This is a genomic window from Frankia sp. CeRuru1 (genome assembly GCF_977966315.1).
On record NZ_CDWWEW010000038.1, the window covers coordinates 1 to 21,946 of the forward strand.

The 21,946-nt window shown below is 72.0% G+C and carries 19 protein-coding genes and 4 pseudogenes; 16 read left to right on the top strand and 7 right to left on the bottom strand.

The genetic code is table 11. The annotated features are described in order from the left end of the window. The 3 genes and pseudogenes from AC08OP_RS04925 to AC08OP_RS04935 all read right to left on the bottom strand — a co-directional run. Positions 1 to 495: pseudogene (locus AC08OP_RS04925) on the bottom strand (hypothetical protein); the annotation flags it as partial. Positions 496 to 1,045: 550 nt separating this feature from the next. Continuing rightward, positions 1,046 to 1,925 (bottom strand): annotated as a pseudogene (locus AC08OP_RS04930) (ISAzo13-like element transposase-related protein); the annotation flags it as partial. 102 nt (positions 1,926 to 2,027) lie between these two features. Continuing rightward, on the bottom strand, positions 2,028 to 2,840 hold the full coding sequence (locus AC08OP_RS04935) for a UbiA family prenyltransferase (RefSeq protein WP_476613107.1): 813 nt from the start codon (positions 2,838 to 2,840) through the stop codon (positions 2,028 to 2,030). A gap of 382 nt (positions 2,841 to 3,222) precedes the next feature. Here AC08OP_RS04935 and AC08OP_RS04940 point away from each other — a divergent pair, with 382 nt between their 5' ends. From AC08OP_RS04940 to AC08OP_RS04950, 3 genes are all read left to right on the top strand, one after another. After that, positions 3,223 to 3,918: an AfsR/SARP family transcriptional regulator gene (locus tag AC08OP_RS04940; protein WP_476613108.1), complete on the top strand. Its 696-nt coding sequence runs from the start codon at positions 3,223 to 3,225 to the stop codon at positions 3,916 to 3,918. Between the two features lie 55 nt (positions 3,919 to 3,973). Beyond that, positions 3,974 to 4,720, top strand: a complete 747-nt coding sequence (locus AC08OP_RS04945) for an SDR family NAD(P)-dependent oxidoreductase (RefSeq protein WP_476613109.1) — start codon at positions 3,974 to 3,976, stop codon at positions 4,718 to 4,720. Between the two features lie 85 nt (positions 4,721 to 4,805). After that, positions 4,806 to 5,264, top strand: coding sequence for an NUDIX hydrolase (locus AC08OP_RS04950; protein ID WP_476613110.1), 459 nt, complete (start codon positions 4,806 to 4,808; stop codon positions 5,262 to 5,264). Between the two features lie 69 nt (positions 5,265 to 5,333). On the opposite strand, the pseudogene AC08OP_RS04955 reads toward AC08OP_RS04950, so the two are convergent. Beyond that, a pseudogene (locus AC08OP_RS04955) lies at positions 5,334 to 5,676 on the bottom strand (transposase); the annotation flags it as partial. Positions 5,677 to 5,906: 230 nt separating this feature from the next. Here AC08OP_RS04955 and AC08OP_RS04960 point away from each other — a divergent pair. The 5 genes from AC08OP_RS04960 to AC08OP_RS04980 all read left to right on the top strand — a co-directional run bounded on the left by AC08OP_RS04960 (position 5,907) and on the right by AC08OP_RS04980 (position 10,683). Beyond that, on the top strand, positions 5,907 to 7,175 hold the full coding sequence (locus AC08OP_RS04960; protein ID WP_476613111.1) for a beta-ketoacyl-[acyl-carrier-protein] synthase family protein: 1,269 nt from the start codon (positions 5,907 to 5,909) through the stop codon (positions 7,173 to 7,175). Further along, positions 7,172 to 8,503 (top strand): ketosynthase chain-length factor, encoded by a 1,332-nt coding sequence (locus tag AC08OP_RS04965; RefSeq protein ID WP_476613112.1) that lies wholly within the window; start codon positions 7,172 to 7,174, stop codon positions 8,501 to 8,503. Before AC08OP_RS04960 ends, AC08OP_RS04965 begins: the two co-directional genes overlap by 4 nt. 122 nt (positions 8,504 to 8,625) lie before the next feature. After that, positions 8,626 to 8,889, top strand: a complete 264-nt coding sequence (locus AC08OP_RS04970) for an acyl carrier protein (protein WP_476613113.1) — start codon at positions 8,626 to 8,628, stop codon at positions 8,887 to 8,889. Between the two features lie 11 nt (positions 8,890 to 8,900). Beyond that, on the top strand, positions 8,901 to 9,839 hold the full coding sequence (locus tag AC08OP_RS04975) for an MBL fold metallo-hydrolase (protein WP_476613114.1): 939 nt from the start codon (positions 8,901 to 8,903) through the stop codon (positions 9,837 to 9,839). After that, a complete protein-coding gene (locus AC08OP_RS04980; RefSeq protein ID WP_476613115.1) occupies positions 9,832 to 10,683 on the top strand; it encodes an AfsR/SARP family transcriptional regulator in 852 nt (283 codons plus the stop codon). Before AC08OP_RS04975 ends, AC08OP_RS04980 begins: the two co-directional genes overlap by 8 nt. On the opposite strand, the gene rfbA is transcribed toward AC08OP_RS04980, so the two are convergent. Then, on the bottom strand, positions 10,655 to 11,602 hold the full coding sequence (gene rfbA / locus AC08OP_RS04985; protein WP_476613116.1) for a glucose-1-phosphate thymidylyltransferase RfbA: 948 nt from the start codon (positions 11,600 to 11,602) through the stop codon (positions 10,655 to 10,657). The two genes, AC08OP_RS04980 and rfbA, sit on opposite strands and share 29 nt — an antisense overlap. A gap of 321 nt (positions 11,603 to 11,923) precedes the next feature. Here rfbA and AC08OP_RS04990 point away from each other — a divergent pair, with 321 nt between their 5' ends. Next, positions 11,924 to 12,400 carry a nuclear transport factor 2 family protein gene (locus AC08OP_RS04990; RefSeq protein WP_476613117.1) on the top strand — a complete coding sequence of 159 codons (477 nt, stop codon included), beginning with the start codon at positions 11,924 to 11,926 and terminating at the stop codon, positions 12,398 to 12,400. 119 nt (positions 12,401 to 12,519) lie between these two features. On the opposite strand, the gene AC08OP_RS04995 is transcribed toward AC08OP_RS04990, so the two are convergent. After that, on the bottom strand, positions 12,520 to 13,302 hold the full coding sequence (locus tag AC08OP_RS04995; RefSeq protein WP_476613118.1) for an SDR family NAD(P)-dependent oxidoreductase: 783 nt from the start codon (positions 13,300 to 13,302) through the stop codon (positions 12,520 to 12,522). A gap of 280 nt (positions 13,303 to 13,582) precedes the next feature. Between AC08OP_RS04995 and AC08OP_RS05000 the strand changes: the two genes are divergently transcribed. From AC08OP_RS05000 to AC08OP_RS05020, 5 genes and pseudogenes are all read left to right on the top strand, one after another. After that, positions 13,583 to 14,911, top strand: coding sequence for an NDP-hexose 2,3-dehydratase family protein (locus tag AC08OP_RS05000; RefSeq protein WP_476613119.1), 1,329 nt, complete (start codon positions 13,583 to 13,585; stop codon positions 14,909 to 14,911). 19 nt (positions 14,912 to 14,930) lie between these two features. Continuing rightward, a complete protein-coding gene (locus AC08OP_RS05005; RefSeq protein WP_476613120.1) occupies positions 14,931 to 15,527 on the top strand; it encodes a flavin reductase family protein in 597 nt (198 codons plus the stop codon). Then, positions 15,524 to 16,636 (top strand): Gfo/Idh/MocA family protein, encoded by a 1,113-nt coding sequence (locus tag AC08OP_RS05010; protein WP_476613121.1) that lies wholly within the window; start codon positions 15,524 to 15,526, stop codon positions 16,634 to 16,636. The genes AC08OP_RS05005 and AC08OP_RS05010 overlap by 4 nt, the downstream gene beginning before the upstream one ends. Continuing rightward, positions 16,629 to 17,930, top strand: a complete 1,302-nt coding sequence (rfbH, locus tag AC08OP_RS05015; protein ID WP_476613122.1) for a lipopolysaccharide biosynthesis protein RfbH — start codon at positions 16,629 to 16,631, stop codon at positions 17,928 to 17,930. The genes AC08OP_RS05010 and rfbH overlap by 8 nt, the downstream gene beginning before the upstream one ends. Then, positions 17,927 to 18,769, top strand: a pseudogene (locus AC08OP_RS05020) (LLM class flavin-dependent oxidoreductase); the annotation flags it as partial. The gene rfbH and the pseudogene AC08OP_RS05020, both read left to right, overlap by 4 nt. Positions 18,770 to 18,867: 98 nt before the next feature. On the opposite strand, the gene AC08OP_RS05025 reads toward AC08OP_RS05020, so the two are convergent. Then, the gene (locus AC08OP_RS05025; RefSeq protein ID WP_476613125.1) at positions 18,868 to 19,311 is read right to left on the bottom strand and encodes a hypothetical protein; all 444 of its coding nucleotides are present in this window, start codon (positions 19,309 to 19,311) and stop codon (positions 18,868 to 18,870) included. Between the two features lie 176 nt (positions 19,312 to 19,487). On the opposite strand from AC08OP_RS05025, the gene AC08OP_RS05030 reads away from it, so the two are divergent. Together AC08OP_RS05030 and AC08OP_RS05035 are read left to right on the top strand one after the other, a co-directional pair. Continuing rightward, positions 19,488 to 21,236 carry an MDR family MFS transporter gene (locus AC08OP_RS05030; RefSeq protein WP_476613123.1) on the top strand — a complete coding sequence of 583 codons (1,749 nt, stop codon included), beginning with the start codon at positions 19,488 to 19,490 and terminating at the stop codon, positions 21,234 to 21,236. A gap of 4 nt (positions 21,237 to 21,240) precedes the next feature. After that, positions 21,241 to 21,918 carry a DsbA family oxidoreductase gene (locus tag AC08OP_RS05035; RefSeq protein ID WP_476613124.1) on the top strand — a complete coding sequence of 226 codons (678 nt, stop codon included), beginning with the start codon at positions 21,241 to 21,243 and terminating at the stop codon, positions 21,916 to 21,918. Positions 21,919 to 21,946: the final 28 nt, after the last annotated feature.

The window sequence follows — 21,946 nt, forward strand, 5'->3', positions numbered from 1 at the left end:
CAGCAGCGCCGCCCCGGTCGCCTGCGCGGCATCCCACCCGGCCCAGGAATAGAAACCCCGGTCGGCGGTGAGCAGCTCATCCGCCCGCGGCCGCGGGTACAGCCGTCCGGCCAGGGTCTTCTCCCCGACCCGCCAGGCGCCGACCTCGGCCGCGAGGAAAGCGTGAGTGCCGCACTCGGCCAGCGCCACCACCCGCGCCTTGGGGAACACCGACCGGTTCTCCCCGGACCCGGCCACCCCGACAACCGGGCCGCACACACGGATGTATACCCGCCTACTCGGCTTGGCCCGGTAACGCCCCGACTGCACCCGAGCATGCAGATCCTGCAGGTTGGCCTCCAGGTCCTGCCCGTACTCGGTCCACGTCACCCCGTCCACCCCCGGCGCAGCCTCACGACGGATCGCCCCGTAGGCCTTGCGGAGTCTGGCCAGGTCAACATGGTGCAGCAGCGCGGTGAACCGTGTCCCCTTGTCTCGTCGTGCTGCTTCCCGCACACGATCCAGCGCATTGGACGCCCCTGACCCGACCCTGTGTCCAGGGGGAGTTTTGCTGGCCGTGTTCCCCTTGGCCGACCGTCTTCCCTCCACCATCTCCGCAGTCCCGGCCACAGCCAGTCCCTTATTCGACGGCTTCATCGGTACTACGCGGTCGTCCGACTTCCCGCCCTCGTTCATCCCAGGCGTACCGCCGTCGGCGTTCCCTGGACGGCCCACCCGATGATCAGCCGGATAGGCGAGAGGCGGGATCTCCCGGTTCTCGTGCATGGAGGTTCCGTGCATGCCATGGTTCTTCGACCGCGCGGGGTCCGGCAGCAACTCGCGGTAACGCCGCCGCCGGTATGGCCTTCCGCTACTACAACAGCGTCGGCACCCCGAACACCTTGATTTCGCGGCTCAATGGCCCGGCCTACACATGCCCCTGTCAACGCTTCGCCACGCCCTCGCGGGTCGTCGACGCATGACTCGGGGTCACCGTGGGTCGCTGGCCCTTCGGCATAGAGCTCTCTTATCTCCTCCTCCATGCCGGTTCATCCCGGCGCTTTCTGTAGTTCCACTGCCCGTGCCAGTCATGGGCGGTCAACGGCAGGGTGGCCATGACCTCGTCGGGCACGACGATGCCGGTGTGGCAGGCGCCGGGGTCGAGCTCGGCGCCAGCGGTGTGAGCGAGGGCGGCCAGCCCGGTCTTCCAGGCCCGGACCCGGTAGCCGTTCGCGCCACCGGCATCGGCGGTGATCAGGAGCCGGGTCGCCCTCGGGTAGCGGTGGCGGCCTTCTCCGTCCCACCAGCGGCGCAGGGTCGCGACCGCGAACGCGGCAGTGTCGCCGTCGCAGCCGACCGCCACCCAGCCGGTGTCAGCGGCCAGGTCGTAGATGCCGTAGGGCACCGCCTTGGACGCGTCCTTGGCGGGAAAGTCATGGGTTCGTACCGGCACCGGCTGCCCGGTGCGGTGCCACTCCCGGCCGGCGACCGCGTAGTCCCCAAGGACCTCTTTCTTCTTGGTGTCCACGCTTACCGGGTGCCCGGACCGGGTCAGCTCCCCCGCCAGCATGCGGGGTCGATTTCACCGTCCACCGCAGCGGCGACTCCGGGTCCCCGCGCTGCTCGGGCTCGACCAGTGCCAGCAACGCGCCCACCAGGGACGGGGCTTTCTCCCGCGCCTGTTTACGCCCACCGCCGGCACCCCGGACCCGTCCGGACGGCGGCTGGCCGCTGTCCAACTCCGCTACCCCACGCGAGACGGTGTCCCGCGAGACCCCGGCCGCCCGGGCCACCAGACGGATTCCGCCGTGTCCCAACGCCCTGGCGTCCGCTCCCAGGACCAGCCGCCGCCGACGCTCGTCCAGATGCGGCAGCAACACCGTGAACTTCTCCGCCAGAACCGCCTCGGTCCCTTCCACTCCCGGAACCCTACCCCTACAGGTCATGGTCAAAAGCCGAAGTTATTTTCCGGCGGCTCCCTGGCTGCGGCGTTCCATTCGGCGCGCGATCGCCCGCACCGCCATATCGATCGGTCCCAGCCAAACCCGTTATTGGATGGTTTTTACGAGTACAACGGCATGCACTGCGTACTGCGTCACCATGAAGGCCTGGTAGGGCCGCCGCCGCTGTTTCCTGGTCCCCTCGGCTGCGTGGCCAAGTGTCAGAAAGGCGACGGTCACTCCCCCGGCCTGCAGCATCAACGCGGCCGGGACGAGGTGCACCGCGAACGCGGCGCACGCCCACACCGCGCCTGCGCCGAGCAGCACCGCGTACGCCGCCGTCGTCCACAGGTGCTGGCGCCGGCTGGTCGCGACCGCCGGCCGCCGCCCGGCGGCCACGTCGCCCTCGACGTCGGAGAGGTCCTTGGACCGCGCGCCGACCAGCCCCATCCACGCCGACATCGTGACGACGACGATCCACCAGGCGGCGGGCCGGCCCACGGCCGAACCCGTCACCGCCACAGCACCAGCGTGGAATGTGAGAAGTCCCACGGCAACAATGGACAGCCTGGCCGTCGCGGGCGCGCGTTTGAGGGCCCACGACGGGCCGGAGTAAAGGTAGCCGAGCAGCAGCGCGAGCCAGAGCGCGACACTGAAGGCGGTGCTCAGCCAGAGGCCCACCAGGACGGCGCCCGTGGCCGTGGCCACGGCCACCCGCTGGGCGTGGCGCGGGTCGAGCCCGCCCCGGGCGATCGGCCGCCCGACCCCATTGATCTGGTCCTCGACCACATCCCGCGTGCCGTTGAACAGGTAGGCGAAGGAAATCACCGCCACCCACGCGGCCGTGGCCGGCAGCAGGGTGCCGAGCTCGTCGCGTAGTGGCCGGCCGGTGAGTGCCGCACCGGCCAGGAATCGCAGCACAAAGATGATCTGAACGGTCGGTCGTGCTTCCTGGGCGCAACGAAGAAGCGTGCGCAGCGGGCTCCGCCGCGACTGTCGATGGCTTATCCACATGTCACACCTGCTGCCATGGACAGGATTCTAGGTCGATTGCGTCGTTCGTCCGCGCGCCCGCGGCCACTCGACGTCACTTCCTTGGATGTACCCCTGGTATCGGTTACGGAGTACTCCCCTTGAAATCGTCAGCTGGCCGGCTCTAGGGTCGATCTGGTACCTGGCGCCGAGTGCCGCGCGCCGGCAGCCATGACCGATCGCGAATCCGTGTTGACCGGAAGGTAAATTCTCGGCGATGATCGAGTTTCGTGTTCTTGGCAGCCTGGAGATTGTCCGGCGCGGTGCGGTCGTGGCGCCGACGCCGCCCAAGGTACGTCAGGTCCTCGCGCTGCTCGTGATGAACGTCAATCAGGTCGTGCACGTGGACACGCTCATCGAGGAGCTGTGGGAAAACGAACCGCCGCCGAGCGCGATGACGACTATCCAGACCTACATCTACCATCTGCGCCGTTTCCTGGCCAAGGAGAACCTGGCTGGGCCGGCCGGTGAACTCGTCACGACCAAGGTGCCGGGCTATGTGCTGCGAATCCCAAGCGAACAGGTCGACGAACAGCGGTTCCGCCAGCTCGCCCGGCGGGGTCGCGTGCACCTGGACGACGGCGACCATGTTCAGGCCTCGGCCGCGCTGCGCGGCGCGCTCGCCCTGTGGTCCGGCTCGGCGCTGGCCGATGTTCACCATGGCCGGGTCCTGCAGGCGCAGGTGCTGCGGCTGGACGAGGAACGCCTGCGCACGGTCGAACTGAAGATCCAGGCTGATTTCGCGCTCGGCCTGCATCGCGAGCACATCAGCGAACTTCGCGTGCTGACCTCCACCTATCCGCTGAACGAATGGTTTCACAGCCGGCTCATCGAGGCGCTGGCCCGCACCGGCCGCCGCAGCGAGGCGCTGCAGGCCTACCAGCGGGTGCGGGCCATCCTCGACGACGAGCTCGGGCTCGATCCGTCCCCCGAACTGCAACAGCTCCAGCGGCAGGTGCTGGCGTAGTACCCGTCCCGGCACCGGCGGCGTCCCGCCGGCCGAGTCTCCCCTGGAGGGGTCCATGAGCGCGCAGGCACATCCGGACGGCAACGCCGTCGCTCTCGTCACCGGATCGTCGGCCGGCATCGGGGCGGCGGTCGCGCGCCGGCTCGCCGCGGCCGGGATGCGGGCCGTCGTCAACTCGGCCCGCTCGGTCCAGGAGGGCGAGAAGCTCGCCGCCGAGCTGCCGGACGGACACTATGTCCAGGCCGACATCGCCGATCCCGACCAGGCGCGGGCGCTGGTCGACGCAGCGGTGCGGCACTACGGGCGGCTGGACGCGCTGGTCAACAACGCCGGCGTCACGCAGGTCATCCCGCACCCGGACTTCGCGGCGGCCACCCCGGAGGTCTGGCGGCACATCCTGGACACGAACGTGATCGGCACCTGGCAGATCACCGTCGCGGCGCTGCCATACCTGAGCGCCACCGGTGCCGGCGCCGTGGTCAACATCAGTTCCATCGCCGGCTCGCGGCCGGCGGGCAGCTCCATCTCCTACGCCGTCAGCAAGGCGGCGATCAACCATCTCACCCGGCTGCTCGCCGCAGTGGTCGGGCCGGAGGTCCGCGTCAACGCGGTCGCGCCCGGCCTGATCGACACGCTGTGGACGAAGGACTTCGCCGAGCCCCGCCGCTTCGTCGGCGAGATGTCCCCGCTGCGCCGCATCGGCACCCCCGAGGACGTCGCCGAGACGGTGCTCGGTGTGCTGCGTTCGCCCTACACCACCGGCGAGGTCCTGCTGGCCGACGGCGGCGTGCACCTGCGCTGAGCGCCGGCCCGATCAGGGCCACCGGCATCCGCTGCCAGCCGGGCGCTGCCTGGCCCGTCGAGACGACGATGCTAGGGTTTTCAGCGTGCCGATTGATGGTGAATTCCCACTCAGTCGAAAAGAGTTCGACGATATCTACGGTCGGGTTCCCCGACTCTGCGCCGAGGTCGTCATCCGCGAGAGCCGGGGTGTGCTCCTGGTACGGCGGGACATCGAACCGTGCCGCGGCCAGTGGCATCTTCCTGGCGGCACCGTGTACTTTGGGGAGGCGCTGACCGACGCGGTGCGCCGTATCGCCGCGCGGGAACTCGGCGTCACCGTCGAGGTCGATACCCTGCTCGGGTATATCGAATATCCCGAGATGGCGGCCGGCGGCTATCGCGGCTGGCCGGTTGGGCTGGCCTTCGCCGCCCAGATCACCGGCGGAGCCCTGGTCGGCAGTGACCAAGGCCGGCAGATCGGTTTCTTCTCGGCTCCGCCCGGCGACACGCTCGTCGAGCAGGCCGTCTTCCTCGACCGGCTGGCCCCGGTAGCGTCCAGCTAGTACTGCAACGGCACTTGCTGGTGTCCTCGTCGCTGGTAGTGGCAGCGTCTGGCCTGGTGCTGAGAATGGCTACGGCACAGCCCCTTTTACCTGCTCGGCGCGGACGGCGGCGAGGGTGGCGTAGGCGAGCATGGACAGGGTGATGTGGGCGTACCACGCCCGCCAGTCACGGACCCGGTAGTCGTCCAACCCGCAGGTCTGCTTGGCCTGCTGGAAGCACTCCTCGATCGCCCATCGGGCTCCGGCCACAGCCGCGCGCTGGGCCAGGCTGGTGCGCCGCGGGCCGTGGCAGACGTAGTAGGCCAGCTCACCGCTGGTGCGGTTGCGGCGGGCAAGTAGCCAGTGGCCCCGGCCCGGCCGAGATCCGACACCAGGCCCGGGATGGCAGGGCAGCGATCAGCTCGTCGACCTTCGCACCTCACAGACCATCCACCACGACTACCAAGTGCTGTTGCAATACCAGCCCCGCCCGCGGAACCAGCACGCACCAGAACCAGCGCGCCTGCGGAACCAGTATCGCAGGAGAAAAACGGCCTCCCGCCACCCGGCGAAAGCGGCTTTCGAGTGCGCTTCTAGGCGGCCGCAGCAATGTGACGCCTGGCTGCTTACCGGGAAGTCGTCCACAGGGCGAGGAGGTGCCGGGTGTCTCGGCGTGTCGTGATCACCGGAATCGGGGTACGCGCCCCCAGCGGGAACGGTGTGAAACAGTTCTGGGACCTGATGACGTCGGGCCGCACGGCCACCCGCCGGATCAGCTTCTTCGATCCCGCTCCGTACCGTTCCCAGATCGCCGGAGAATGTGATTTCGACCCGGCGGGGGAGGGCCTGTCGGCCCGCGAGATCCGCCGGATGGACCGGGCCACCCAGCTCGCGGTGGTCTCTGCCAGGGAGGCCGTCGAGGACAGCGGCCTGGACCTCACCGCCCTCCTGCCCGAACGGGTGGGGGTGAGCCTGGGCAGCGCGGTGGCCGCGGCCACCAGCCTGGAGCGGGAGTACCTGGTGCTCTCCGACGCGGGCCGGCAGTGGCGAGTCGACCCCGGCTACCTCTCCCCGCACATGTACGATTATCTGTCCCCGGGTGCGTTCCCCGCCGAGGTCGCCTGGGCGGTCGGCGCCGAGGGGCCGGTGACGATGGTCTCCGACGGCTGCACCTCAGGCCTGGACGCACTCGGCTACGCCCGGGCGCTCATCGAGGAGGGCAGCGCCGACGTGTTCGTGGCCGGCGCCGCGGACGCGCCAATCACGCCGATCGTGGTGTCCTGCTTCGACGCGATCCGGGCCACCACCGATCGCAACGACGAGGCGGCCACCGCCTCGCGGCCCTTCGACCGGACCCGCAACGGCTTCGTGCTCGCCGAGGGCGCGGCGATGTTCGTCCTGGAGGAGCGCGAGCGGGCCCGCGCCCGCGGCGCGCACGCCTACGCCGAGATCACCGGCTACGCGAACCGGCTTAACGCCTACCACATGACCGGCCTGAAGACGGACGGCCGGGAGATGGCCGAGGCGATCCGGCTGGCGCTGGCGCAGTCCCGGACCGACCCCACCGAGGTCGACTACATCAACGCGCACGGCTCGGGCACCCGGCAGAACGACCGGCACGAGACGGCGGCCTACAAGCGCAGCCTGGGGGCGCACGCCTACCGGACGCCGGTCAGCTCGATCAAGTCGATGGTGGGCCACTCGCTGGGGGCCATCGGCTCGATCGAGATCGCGGCCAGCGCGCTGGCGATCGAGCGCGGCGTCATCCCGCCGACCGCGAACCTGCACGAGGCCGATCCCGAGTGCGACCTGGACTACGTGCCGCGCGAGGCCCGCGAGGCCCGGGTCGGCACCGTGCTGTCGGTGGGCAGCGGTTTCGGTGGCTTCCAGACCGCGGTCGTGCTGCGTCGCCCGTGGGACGCGGACCGATGACCGGGCCGGTTGACGGATCCGCGGTCGGACCGGCAGGCGGCCTGGCGGACGACGCGGTGCTGGTCACCGGCCTCGGCCCGATCACGCCGAACGGGCTCGGCGTCGAGCCGTTCTGGGCGGCGACGCTCGCCGGCCGGCACGGCATCCGCGAGATCAGCTCCTTTGACCCGGTGGGCTACCCCGCCGTGCTCGCCGGCCAGATCGACGGCTTCGAGGCTGCCGAGCATCTGCCCAACCGGCTGCTCCCGCAGACGGACGTGTCGACCCGGTACGCGCTGGCCGCGGCCTCGCTCGCGCTCGCCGACGCCGCGCTCGACCCGGCGGCGCAGCCCGACTACAGCATGGGCGTGATCACCTCGAATGCCACCGGTGGCTTCGAGTTCACCCACCGGGAGTTCCAGAAGCTCTGGACGCAGGGCCCCGAGGCGGTGAGCGTGTACGAGTCGTTCGCCTGGTTCTACGCGGTGAACACCGGGCAGATCTCGATCCGGCACGGGCTGCGCGGGCCGGGCGCCGCCCTGGTCGCTGACCAGGCCGGCGGCCTGCAGGCGCTCGGCCACGCCCGGCGCACCGTCCGCTCCGGCACGGCGCTGGTGGTCACCGGCGGGGTCGACTCGGCGCTGGACCCCTGGGGCTGGGCGTCCCAGCTCTCCAGCGGGCTGGTAAGCCGGTCCCGCGACCCGGAGCGGTCCTACCTCCCGTTCGACCGGCGCGGCACCGGCTACGTGCCGGGCGAGGGCGGCGCCATCCTCGTCCTGGAGTCCGCTGCCTCCGCCCGCGCCCGCGGTGTCCTCGGCTACGGCGAGATCATCGGCCAGGCGACGTCGTTCGACCCCCGGCCCGGCTCTGGCCGCCCGCCGGCCCTGCGGCGCACCGCGGAACTCGCGCTGGCCGACGCCGGGATCGGCCCTGACGAGGTGGATGTCGTCTTCGCGGACGCCGCCGGCAGCGCCGAGCTCGACGCGGTGGAGGCGGCCGCGATCGGTTCCGTCTTCGGCCCCCGCGGGGTGCCGGTCGCCGCGCCGAAGTCCCTCGTCGGGCGGCTCTACTCGGGCGGCGGCCCGCTGGATCTGGTGTGCGCGCTGCTCGCCATCCGGGACAGTGTGGTGCCGCCGGCCGCCGCCGCGACGCTGCCCGCGAGGGAGTACGAGCTCGACCTGGTCACCGGCGTCCCGCGGTCGCTGCCGGTGCGCACCGCCCTCGTCCTCGCCCGGGGCAGGTGGGGGTTCAACGCCGCGCTGGTCGTGCGCGCCGTTGCCGGCCAGCCCCCGCGCCGGCCATCGCACCGGCGACCAACGTCGCCGCCAGCTGACGGTGCAACCAGCTGACGCCGCAACCGGACGACGCCGCAGCCCTGAGGGGCGGCCCGGCCCGAGGACAGCGCTACCAGTCACGCGCCACCGGCTGGCAGCGCCGCCAAACCACAGACGGCACCAGCCAAGGAGATGCCATGCCCGCACTGACCATCGGCGAACTACACAGACTGCTCGTCGAATGCGCCGGCGACAGCGAGAACGCGGGCTCGCCGGACGAGATCATCGACCTCCCGTTCGAGGGGATGGGCTACGACTCGCTCGCGCTGATCGAGACGGCAGCCCGGATCAAGCGGGAGACCGGCGTCGAGATCGCAGACGACGAGGTCGCGAACCTGCGCACGCCGCGGGAGATGCTCGACGCCGTCAACAGCATCGCCGGATCGAGCCGGCCGGCGTGAGCGTGTCACCCGTGAGCGCGTCGTCCACCGATGTGTCCCCCGTCAGCGCGGTCCCGAGGATGACCGAGGTCGCCGAGGACGTCTTCGCCTACGTCCAGCCGAACGGCGGTTGGTGCCTGAACAACGCCGGCCTGATCGTCGGGCCCGCGGGGGTCGTGGTGGTGGACACCGCCGCGACCGAGCGCCGCGCCCGGCAGCTGCGCGCGGCGGTCGACAACCTGGGCACCGCCGGCCACCACACCGTGGTCAACACGCACTTCCACAGCGATCACGTCTTCGGGAACTCCTTCTTCGCCCCGGAGGCGGCGATCATCGCCCATGAGCGGGCTCGGACGGAGATCACCGAGACGGGCCTGGGCATCACCCGGCTGTGGCCCGACGTCGCGTGGGGCGAGATCCAGGTGACCCTGCCGACCCTGACCATCCAGGACCGGGCAACGCTGCACATCGGCGACCGGCGGGCCGAGATGATCTTCGTGGGTCCCGCGCACACCACCAACGACCTCGTCGTCTGGCTGCCGGAGGAGCGCGTGCTTTTCGCCGGCGACGTGCTGCTCAGCGGCTGCACCCCGTTCAACCTGATGGGTTCGGTCAGCGGGGCGCTGCGCGCACTCGAGGTGCTGCGCGGCCTCTGCCCGCAGACCGTGGTGTGCGGGCACGGCGAGATCTGCGGCCCCGAGATCATCGAGCGCACCGAGGCCTACCCGCACTGGGTGCGGGCGGCGGCGGCCGAGGGGTTCGGCGCCGGCCTCGCGCCGCTGGAGGTCGCCCGTGAGCTCGGTGCCCACCTCTACACCGACCTGCTCGGCCCGGAGCGGGTGGTGGGCAACCTGCACCGCGCCTACGCCGGGCTCGGCGGCGCCGAGCCCGGCGAGCGGCTGGACGTGGTCGCCGTATTCGGGGAGATGATCGAGTTCAACGGCGGGAAGCGGCCGACCTGCCTTGCCTGAGCCACGCCTGCCCGAGCCGCACCAGTCGGAGCCGGGCCCGCCGGAGCCGGGCTTCCGGGTGCTCGGGCCGCTGGAGGTCCTGCGGGATGGGCGGGAGAGCACCCCGAGCGCGCCGAAGGTCCGGCAGGTGCTTGCGCTGCTGGTGGTCCGGGCAAACCAGATCGTCGACAGCGCCGCGCTGACCGAGGAGCTGTGGGGGGACACGCCGCCGCGCAGCGCGCCGGCGACCGTCCAGACCTACGTCTACCACCTGCGCCGGTTCTTCCAGCGCGAGGGCATCACCGGCGCCGGCGAGCAGATCCTGCACACACGGCCGCCCGGGTACCTGCTCGCGCTGCGCCCCGAGCAGGTCGACCTGCGGGAGTTCCACCGGCTCGCCCGGCAGGGCCGGGCGCAGGCCGAGCGCGGGCACACCGGCGCGGCGGCGGCCAGCCTGCGCGCCGCGCTGGGGCTGTGGCGCGGCCGCCCGCTCACCAACGTGCACCCGGGCCCGCGGCTGGCGGCCTACCTGGTGGACCTGGAGGCGCAGCGGATGGCGGCACTGCGGTTGCGCATCCAGGCCGACCTGGAGCTCGGGCAGGGCCAGGACCTGGTCGGTGAGCTGCGGTCGCTGGCCGTCGCCCACCCGTTCGACGAGTGGTTGCACGCGCGGCTCATCGAGGTACTGCTGCGCGGCGGGCGCCGCGGCGACGCGCTGGAGGTCTACCGGCGGCTGCGGCGCACCCTCGGCCGGGAACTGGGCCTGGACCCGTCCCCGGACCTGCGTGCGCTGCACCGGGCCATCGTGACGCGGGACGTCGTCGCGCAGGACATCGTCAGGGCCGAGACCCGGCACCCGCGCTGAGCGCCGGCCGGGCCGCGGCGACCTCCATCGCCGCGGCCTCTGCCGCCTGGCCCTCTGCCGCCGCGACCTCCATCACGTACTGGCCGTAGCGCGAGTGGGCGAGGCGCTCGCCCAGCCGGTGGCACTCGGCCCGAGTGATGAACCCCATCCGCAGTGCGATCTCCTCGACGCAGGCGATGCGTACCCCCTGGCGGCGCTCCAGGATCTGCACGTACACCCCGGCTTCGAGCAGCGAGTCGTGGGTTCCGGTGTCCAGCCAGGCGAAGCCGCGCCCAAGATCCTCCAGTCGGGCCCGGTCGCGGTCCAGGTATACGCGGTTGACGTCGGTGATCTCCAGCTCGCCCCGGGCCGAGGGGCGCAGGTTCCTGGCGATGTCGAGCACCTCGTTGTCGTAGAAGTAGAGCCCGGTGATCGCCCGGTTGGACCGGGGCCAGCGCGGCTTCTCCTCGATCGAAACCAGCCGGCCCGCGCCGTCGACCTCGCCGACGCCGTACCGCTCGGGATCGCTGACCGGGTAGCCGAACAGGACGCACCCGTCTACCGTGCGGCTGCTGGCCTGCAGCAGGGCGGAGAAGCCCGGCCCATAGAAGATGTTGTCGCCGAGGATGAGCGCCGCGCTGTCGGTGCCCACGTGGTCCGCGCCGACGACGAACGCGTGGGCGATGCCGCGAGGGGAGTCCTGCGCGGCGTAGGACAGCTGCAGGCCCAGCGTGCTGCCGTCGCCGAGCAGCCGGCGGAACCCGGGCAGATCCTCGGGGCCGGAGATGATGAGGATCTCGCGGATGTCCGCGAGCATCAGCACCGACAGCGGGTAGTAGATCATGGGCTTGTCGTAGACCGCGAGCAGCTGCTTCGAGACGCCCTGGGTGACCGGGAACAGCCGCGTCCCGCGGCCGCCGGCCAGAATGATGCCCTTCATGTCCCGCCCTCTCCCGCACTTTCCCACCCGCCGGTGGTCGCTAGTGCGGCCAGGCTGGCGATCGCGGGTAGACGGCTGCTCGAACCGCGGTACAGCCCCAGCGCCCTGGCCCTCCCTGCGCCCAACCGTTCGGTGGCCCGGCCGTCCCGGCGGCCCAACCTTCCCGGCGGCCCAACCTTCCCGGCGGCCCGACCTTCCCGGCCGCCCGGGTGCGGATGGGTGGCAGCCGGTTCGACGGGCCGTCGAGCCGGCGTCGACCGTGCTGGGCGAGCCTCGGGCAAGGCGCCGGCCGCACCGGCCGCGGCCCCGAGAGGAGAGGTCATGTCCGGTTTCGAGGTCTCGTCCGCGCTGTACGCGGAGGTGCTGCACTTCTACGGCCGGCAGATGCGGGCGCTCGACCGCGGCGACTTCGCCCGGTACGCGGCAACGTTCACCACCGACGGCGTCTTCCAGCACTCGCCCGGCCTGCCGCCGGCCCGGACCAGACCGGGCATCGTCGCGGCGCTGGAGGATTTCCACCTCAGGTTCCGTGACGACCCCGTCCAGCGGAGGCACTGGTTCAACCACGTGGAGCTGGAGCTCGCCGCTGACGGGTCGATCATCTCGACCTGCTACGCCCTGATCATCACGACCCGCCCCGGCGGGCGCCCGGACGTCGGGCCGAGCTGCGAGGTGCACGACGTGCTGGTGCGCGAGGCGGGCGGCCTGCTGACCCGTTCCCGCCGCGTCGAACACGACAAGGACTTCGCCGCCCCGGACGTCGCCGCGCCAGAGGCCGCCGCCGTCACCACTGCGTGAGGCCGGCGTTGGACGAGGCCGGGCGCGCGGAGTGGGGCGCGCGCCCGGCCTCCGGCGCGGTGCCGCCGCCAGGGCCAGCCACCGGCCTCAGTGGTCGCCGGCCCCGGCAGCCGCCGGGCTCAGTAGTTGCCCAGCCCGCCGCACACGTTGAGGGCCTGCGCCGTGACGGCCGCGGCCCCGTCGCCGACCAGGTACTCGACCATCGCCGCGACCTCCTCGACGTCGACGTAGCGCCCGATCGGCACGCGCGCGGTGACCCGGTCGTACGCCTCCTCCTCGGACACCTCCCAGATTCGCGAGTAGTGCGCCCGGATCGCCTCGGCCATCGGCGTCTCGACGAAGCCCGGGCACACGGCGTTCACCGTGATCCCGGTCTTGGCCAGCTCCAGGCCGAGTGACTTGGTGAAGCCGACCACGGCGTGCTTCGAGGTGGAGTACGGCGTCCCCCAGATCACGCCCTGCTTGCCGCCGGTCGAGGCGATGTTGATGATCCGCCCGTGCCCGCGGGTGAGCAGCCCGCCGGTGGTCAGCACCTCGCGGGTGACCCGGAAGACGCTGTTGACGTTGGTGTTGATGACGTCCAGCCAGGTCTCCTCCGGTACGTCGACGGTGACCCCACCGCCGCTGCGCCCGGCGTTGTTGACCAGCACGTCGACCGGGCCGAACCCGGCGACGACCGCGCGGACCAGCTCGGCGATCTGGGCCGGCTCGCGCACGTCGCACACGCTGCCGGCGGCCTCGACGTCCTCCCCGCGCAGCGTTTCGACCGTCTTGTTCACACCGTCCGCGGTGCGGGCGCAGATGTGCACCCGGTGACCGAGCCGGCCTAGCCGGCGGGCGACCGCGAGGCCGATGCCGCTGGTTGCTCCGGTGACCAGGGCGACAGGTGAGTTGTCCGCCATCGGTTCTCCATTCCTTCAGGCGCGGGACGCGCTCCGGCGGGCGCGGGGACACGGGTGCGCGACCAGCGTCACCAGTCCGCGTCGAGCCCCGTTCGAACCCACCTGGAAGAGCGCTGCCATCCGCCTGGACCCGCGCCGCCGGCCCGGCCCGGCGTCCCGGCGGCGCCCGCGCCGGGCCGTCTCGAGCGGGACGGCAGTGATGCTCGAGCGGGATGCCGAAGCCTTTGCCCTGGATCCAGGACGAGGTGGTCCAGAACGGTTCCAGCCGAGGGAGGCATCCGTGGTCCCCGAGATCGCAGCATTCGACGACTGGTTCGACGAGCGTGAACGCGCGAACGAGTTCCGGGTCACCCGCACGCCCCTGGACCGCCTCGACGGCTGGCACTTCGCCGCCGACACCGGTGACCTGGTGCATCGCAGCGGCCGGTTCTTCGCCATCCACGGTCTGGAGATCAGCACCGATCACCGCGAGGTGCCGAGCTGGTCGCAGCCCATCATCCGGCAGCCGGAGATCGGCATCCTCGGCCTGCTGGTCCGGCGATTCGACGGGGTCTGGCACCTGCTCATGCAGGCGAAGATGGAGCCCGGGAACGTGAACCTGGTCCAGCTCTCGCCGACGGTGCAGGCGACCCGCAGCAACTACAGCCGGGTACACCAGGGCAGCGCGGTGCCGTACCTGGAGCACTTCCTCGCGCCGCGGGCCGGGCGCGCCGCCTTCGACGCGCTCCAGTCCGAGCAGGGCTCGTGGTTCCTCAACAAGCGGAACCGGAACATGATCGTGGAGCTCACCGAGGACGTGCCGGTGCTGCCGGACTTCCGCTGGGTGGCCCTCGACGAGCTCGGCGGCCTGCTGCGCCGCGACAACCTGGTGAACATGGACGCCCGCACGGTGCTGTCCGGCCTGCCGTTCCTGAGCCCGGCCCTCGGCGGCGAGGACCCGGACGCAGGTGCCCGGAACACCACCGAGCAGCTGCTGAGCTGGTTCACCGAGGCGAAGGCGCGCTACCGCCTGGATCGCCGGGTGCTGCCGCTGTCGCGGGTGCCCGGCTGGGTCCGCGCCGGTGGGGTGATCGAGCACGAGCGGGGCCGGTACTTCACGGTCATAGGCGTTGACGTGCGGGCCAGCAACCGCGAGGTGGGCAGCTGGTCGCAGCCGATGATCGCCCCCTGCGACCGCGGGCTGATCGGGTTCCTGAGCCGGCGGATCAACGGCGTCCAGCACGTGCTGGTGCAGGCCCGGACCGAGGCCGGGACCTCGGACGTGGTCGAGATGTCCCCGACGGTGAACTGCATCCCGGCGAACTACGCCGGCAGCCCGCCCGGCCTGCGTCCACGCTACCTGGACCAGATCCACGCCGCGCCGGCCAGCGCGATCCAGCTCGACGTCGTGCACTCCGAGGAGGGCGGGCGGTTCTTCCAGGCGGAGAACCGCTATGTCGTCGTCGAGGTGGACGACGCCTTCTCCGAGGATGTGCCGGAGGACTTCATCTGGATGCGCCCGGAGCAGCTGCGTGGCTTCCTCCGCTACGGCAACTACGTGAACGTCGCGGCCCGCTGCCTGCTCGCCTGCATGACCATGGTCAGCCCCGCCGCGTCCGCGGCCCGCTGATCGGCTGGACCGCCCGACCATGACGGAGGATCGGTTGTCCCTGCTGACGCCGGCCACGGCTGGCACCCGACCGGCCGTGCCCGCAACGGCCCGTGGGAACCCCGCCCGCGAGCGCGAGGTGGGCCCGGCCCACCTGCGCGCCGCGATGGCCCGCTTCCCGACCGGGGTGACGATCACGGCGACGGTCGACGACCAGGGCCACCGCCGCGGTTTCACGGCCAGCTCGCTGGTGTCGGTCTCGCTGCGCCCACCGCTGATCGCGGTGTGCGTGGGGAACGCGGCGAACTGCTATGCCGCCTTCGCCGGCTGCGCGCTGTTCACGGTCAGTGTGCTGCGCCACGACCAGGCACCGCTTGCCCGCCGCTTCGCGACCAAGGGCATCGACAAGTTCTCTGGCGATCACCCTTCCGGTGATCATGCCTCCGCCGAGTTCACCACCACGCCGGCCGGCCTGCCGGCCGTGGCGGACGCGCTCGTCGTGCTGGAGTGCGAGGTGTACGGGCGTCACCCTGCCGGTGACCACACCATCCTCGTCGGTCGCGTCCGCGCCATCCTGGAGTCCGCCGGCGACCAGCTCCTCTTCGCCGACCACCAGCTCACCCGGTTGTCCGGATGACCGCCGCGGCGGGGGCGCCGGTTCGCCTCGGCGTGCTCGGCTGCGCCGACATCGCTGCCCGGCGGGTGCTGCCGGCCGCCGCGGCCACGCCGGGGCTGGTAATCCGCGCGGTGGCCAGCCGGTCGACCGGCCGGGCCGCGGCGCTCGCCGGCCGCTACGGTGCGGACCCGGTCACCGGCTACCGGCATCTGCTGGACCGCGCGGACATCGACGCGGTCTACCTGCCGCTGCCCTCGGGCCTGCATGAGACGTGGATCCGCCGCGCGCTCGACGCCGGCAAGCATGTGCTCGCTGAGAAGCCGCTGACCACCAGCGCCGCGGCCACCGCCAGCCTGCTCGACCTGGCCCGCGAGCGCGGCCTGGTGCTGATGGAGAACTACATGTTCCTCCGACACGGCCAGCACGCCGCCGTCCGCGACCTGGTCGCGCGCGGGGCGGTCGGCGAGCCGCGGGCGTTCTTCGCGGCGTTCACGATCCCGCCCCGGCCGGCCGGCGACATCCGCCTCCAGCAGGAGCTCGGTGGCGGCGCGCTGCTGGACGTGGCCGGGTACCCGCTGCGCGCGGCCCAGTTCTTCCTGGGCGGCTGCGGCCTCGACGACGCCGCGGACCTCGACGTCGGCTGGGATCCGGACGCCAGCGCGGACCCCGGCTGCTGGGACCTCGACGTGGCCGGCGCCGTGCTGCGCCACGATGAGGGCCTGGGGGTGGACGTCGGCGGGGCGATCCTGCTGCGCCGCCGCGACGGCGTGCCCGCCCAGCTCACCTTCGGGCTGGAGAACGGCTACGTCTCCAGTTACCAGATCTGGGGCAGCGAGGGCCGGATCGGCGTCGAGCACGTGTTCACCACGCCCGCCGACCACCAGCCGGTGGTGCGCGTCGACCGCCAGGACCACCACGAGCGGATCGTGCTGCCCGCCGAGGACCAGGTAGCCGACGCCGTCGCCGCGTTCGCCCGCGCGGTGCGCACCGGCCGCGGCGACCCGCCGGGCCCGGTGCTCGCCCAGGCCCGCCTGCTCGACCGCGCCCGCCAGCTCGCCGGCGCGGGCGCACCCCCACACCCGGCACAGCAGCGACGCCCGAAACACCGGAAAGGAGCCGAGGATGGGTGACGACAAGGCGCTGATCCTGGACCAGGTCCGCCGATACCACCACAACCGCGCCGGCGGGGAATTCGTCCCCGGGGTGACCCCGGTACTCGCCTCCGGCGCCGCGCTCGACGCCGACGACCGGGTCGCCCTGGTCGAGGCGGCGCTCGACTTCCGCATCGCCGCCGGCACGTCCTCGACCCGCTTCGAGCGGGAGTTCGCCCGGATGCACCAGCTGCGCAAGGCCCACCTGACGAACTCCGGATCGTCGGCAAACCTGCTCGCGCTCAGCGCGCTGACCTCGCCGCTGCTGGAGGACCAGCGGCTGGTGCCCGGCGACGAGGTGATCACCGTCGCCGCGGGTTTCCCCACCACGGTGAACCCAATCTTCCACAACGGGCTGACGCCGGTCTTCGTCGACGTGGAGCTGGGCACCTACAACACCACACCGGAACGGGTCGAGGCCGCGATCGGCCCGCGCACCCGGGCCGTCATGATGGCGCACTCGTTGGGCAACCCGTTCGCTGCCGCCGAGATCGCCGAGATCGCCGAGAGGCGCGGTCTGCTGCTCGTCGAGGACAACTGCGACGCGCTCGGCTCCACCTACCAGGGGCGCCTGACCGGGACGTTCGGCGAGCTGGCGACGGTGAGCTTCTACCCGGCGCACCACATCACGATGGGCGAGGGCGGCTGCGTGCTCACCGACAACCTCGCGCTGGCCCGCATCGTGGAGTCACTGCGCGACTGGGGCCGGGACTGCTGGTGCGCGCCGGGCGAGGACAACAAGTGCTTCAAGCGGTTCGACCACCAGCTCGGCGAGCTGCCGCACGGCTACGACCACAAGTACATCTTCTCCCACGTCGGGTACAACCTGAAGTCGACCGACCTGCAGGCGGCGCTCGGCCTGAGCCAGCTGCGCCGGATCGGCGAGTTCGGCCGGATCCGCCGGCACAACTGGCGCCGGCTGCGGGAGAGCCTGGACGGCCTGCCCGGCCTGCTGCTGCCCGAACCAACGCCGGACAGCGACCCGAGCTGGTTCGGTTTCGTGCTCACCGTCCAACCGGACGCCGCCTACACCCGCCGCGAGCTGGTGGACTTCCTGGAGTCCCGGCGGATCGCCACCCGGCGCTTCTTCGGCGGCAACCTGACCCGCCACCCCGCCTACCTGGGTCGCCGCTACCGCGTATCCGGCGACCTCACCAACAGCGATCTCATCACCGAGCACACCTTCTGGGTCGGGGTGTATCCCGCGCTCACCGACGAGATGATCGACTACACGGCCGAGTCCATCCGCGGGTTCGTGCTGAAGCGCTCATGACCACGAACACCGCTTCCGGGAACACCGCTGTCGGGAACACCGCCGCGCGGAACGCCGGATCCGGGAACGCCGGCTCGGGATTCGATGATGCGGGATTCGCCGCCGGAGAAGTCGGCGGGGCGGAGAACGGCGGCCCGGGGCGCCCGGTACGGCTCGCCGTGAACCTGGCCGCCGTCGGCGCGGCCGAACTCGCGCTGCGCGCCGAGGAACTCGGCTACGCGCTCGCGCTAGCGCCCGAGGGCTACCGCTCGGACGCGGTCAGCGTGCTCGGCCTGGTTGCCGGGGTGACCAGGGGCATCGCGCTGGGGTCGTGCGTCATGCAGATCCCGGCCCGCCCGCCGGGCACCGCCGCGCTGACCGCCGCGACCCTGGACGCGCTGTCCGGCGGCCGGTTCCGGCTGGGGCTGGGCGTCTCGAACCCTGACGTCTCCGAGGGATGGTACGGCGTCCCGTTCGACCAGCCGCTCGCGCGCACCAGGGAGTATGTCGAGATCGTCCGCGCGGCGCTGTCCGGCGGCCCGGTCGCCTACCAGGGGCGGCACTTCCAGCTACCGTCGGGCGCGCGGTCGGCGGCGCCGCTGCACCTGTTCACCATGGGGTACCGACCCGACATCCCGATCTACCTGGCCGCCGTCGGCCCGGCCAACCTGCGGCTGGCCGGGCGGATCGCGGACGGCTGGCTCGGCGTCTTCGCCTCACCCGCAACGGTCACCGAGGCGCGCCGGGAGATCGCGGCCGGGCTCGCCGCAGGCAGCCGGGACGGCCGCGACTTCGAGGTCATCCCCTGTGTGCCGGCCGCGGTCGGCGACGACGTCGCCGCCGCCGCCAACCAGCTGCGCGGCCAGTACGCCTACCTGCTGGGCATTGGCGACCGGCGGACCAGCATCTACTGCGCGCTGGTCGGGCCGGTCGACCGGATCGCGGCGCGGCTGCGCGCCTACGCCGGTGCCGGCGCGACCATGGTCAGCGTCATGGTGTCCGCTGCGGCCACCGACCTCGCCGGCCGGCTGGCCAGCAACGGCGCCGCGTACGACAGCGCGCCGCCGACGACGACGTCCGGGCGCCACCGCTCACCCAGCTCGCGGAGCGCGGGCAGCGTTCCCGCCGCGAACCGCCCGAATCCCCGACCGTTGAACACCAGCCGCTCGTGCGGATCCCGGGGAAGCTCCAGGCGGGCTCCCGTCCGGTCGGTGAACATGAAATCCATCATTGACTGTTCGCTGACGCTGACCGCCGCCATGCCGGTACCAGTGACCAGCGGCACCGTGTTCGCCAGAGTCGCGACGAACACCTCGTGCCCGGCATTGCGTGCAGCCAGCGCCAGCGGTGTCACGGCGAAAATGACGCCGCCGCTTCCGCCGGCAACCACGAGAACTCGCATGTTTTTACCTTCGTACGGGGTTGTCCAGCCGCTCTCAAGGCCTCCTCGACTCTCGCTGGAGGAACCGCCTTCCGTGCTTGACCTGAACCGCGCTTGAGGTTGCACGATGTCCGGGGAGTTATGCCCGCGGACCGCCCCGGTGCCGCGTGTGCCCGCGCCGCTGAAGGGACGCCCCGATGAGCCCGACCGACCGCGCCGCCGGTCCCAACGGTCCCGGTCAGGATGACGAGCCGGTGCATCCGCCGCGGCGGACGGTGCTCGTCATCCTGACCGGGCTCATGCTGGGGATGTTCCTGGGCGCCCTGGACACCATGATCATGGCGTCGGCGCTGCGGACGGTCGCCGACCAGCTTGACGGCCTGACCGCGCAGGCCTGGGTCACCACGGCGTACCTGGTGACGATGACGGTCTCCGCGCCCCTCTACGGCAAGCTCTCCGACATCTTCGGGCGCCACCCGGTGTACCTCAGCGCGGTGTCGCTGTTCCTGCTCGGCTCGCTGCTGTGCGCGCTGGCGCAGTCGATCTACCATCTGGCCGGGGCACGGGCGGTGCAGGGCGCCGGTGCCGGCGGGCTGACCTCGCTGGCGCTGGCCGTGGTCGCCGACATGGTGCCCGCCGAGCACCGCTCGCGCTACCAGGCGAACCTGGGCGTGGTATTCGCCGTCGCCAGCGTCGCCGGGCCGGTGCTCGGCGGGCTCTTCGCCGGCGCCGACCAGGTCCTCGGCATCGCCGGCTGGCGCTGGATCTTCCTTGTCAACCTGCCCGTCGGCCTGGTGGCGTTCGTGCTGGTCGCGGTGTTCTTCCGGGTGCCGACGCGGCGGGTCGACCACCGGATCGACTACGGCGGCGCGATCATGCTGGTGCTCTGCCTGCTGCCGCTGCTCGTGGTGGCCGAAAACGGCGCCCGGTGGGGCTGGGGGTCACCGCTGACGATCGGGCTGCTCGCCGCTGGCGCGGTCGGCCTGCCGCTGTTCGCGGCGCTCGAGCGCCGCACCGGCGACAGCGCGCTGCTGCCCGGCCGGCTGTTCGGGCGGCGCCCCTTCCTGCTGGTCAACGCGGTGAACTTCCTCGGCGGCGTGGGTGTCTTCGCCGGGCTGACGCTGCTGCCGCTGTACCTGCAGATCGTGCGCGGGCTCTCCCCGACGGCCGCCGGCCTGCTGCTGCTGCCGCAGTCGCTCGCGACCACCACCGGCTCCCGGCTCTCCAGCGGCCTGGTCCAGCGCTTCGGCCAGTCGGGGGTGCTCGCCACCGGCATGGCCGCGATCGCCGCCGTCTACCTGTCGCTGAGCCGGGTGGGTCCCGACACCCCGATCTGGGCGCTGGTCGGCCTGGTCATCGTGCTCGGCCTGGGGCTCGGGGTGTTCTTCCAGGTGGTCCTCATCGCCTTCCAGGACAGCGTGCCCCCCACCGATATGGGCCTGGCCAGCGGCCTCTACAACTTCTCCCGCCAGATCGGCGGGGTCGCCGGCACCGCCGTGTTCGTCTCGCTGATGTTCGGGCTCGCCGGGGCGCGGGTGGACGACGCCTTCGACCGGGCGGCCGCGGACCCGGCCGCCCATCCCGTCCTCACCGACCCGGCTGTGGCCGCCGATCCGCCCAGCGCCGCACTGCTCGCGGACCTGCGCAGCCCCGACGGCGTCGACCTGAACGACACCTCGGGTCTCGCCGACGCCGACAACCGGCTCGCGGACTTCGTCGTCGACGGCATCGCCAGCTCGCTGGACACGGTCTTCGTCGCGGTCGGCATCTCGGTCGCCATCTCGGTGGCGATCGCACTCGTGCAGGGATGGGCATCGACCCGGCAGCCGATCCCGGCGCCGGCGTCGCCGGTCGGGCCGACATCCACCTCAAGATCGACATTCACGTCCACATCGACATCCACGTCGGCGAAACCGCCGACGACAACATCGACCGAAGGAGCGTGACGCCGTGGCGGATCAGTGGCTGGACGTCGAGATCTGGTTCGACATCGCCTGCCCGTGGTGCCTGCTGGGCCGGCAGCGCTGGCACCGCGCGCTGGGGTCCTTCGACCACGCGGATCGGGTACGCACCACCTGGCGGTCCTTCGAGCTGCGGCCTGGCTACCCGCTCGGCCCAGGCCGGCGCCTCGTCGACATCATGCGCGAGGACTGGGGGATGGGCGCGGCCGAGGTGGACGAGGTGCTCGGCCGGATCCGGGCCGAAGGCGCGGCGGCGGGCCTGGCGATGCGCCCGGAGCGGGTGCGCCCGACGAACACCTTCGACGCCCACCAGGTCCTGCACCTCGCCGTCGACAGCGGGCGGGGGGAGGAGATGCTCGAGCGGCTGTACGACGCCTACCACGTCGCGACCGTCGACCTGTCCGATCGCGAGGTGCTCGTGCGGCTCGCCGCCGAGGCCGGGCTGCCGGAGGCGCTGGCCTGGGACACCCTGCACGCCGGGCGCTACGCCGAGGCGGTGCGGGAGGACGAGCGGCTCGCGACCCGGCGCGGGGTGACGGCGGTGCCGTCCTACCGGATCCAGACCGGTACCGCGGTCAGCGGCGCGCTCCTCACCGAGACGCTGCTCCAGTTGCTGGAACAGGGGTGGGAGCGGGCCACGGCCGGGAGCGCGCCGGGCGGGCTGTGATCCCGGCGGTCGATGCCCTGGCCGGCCC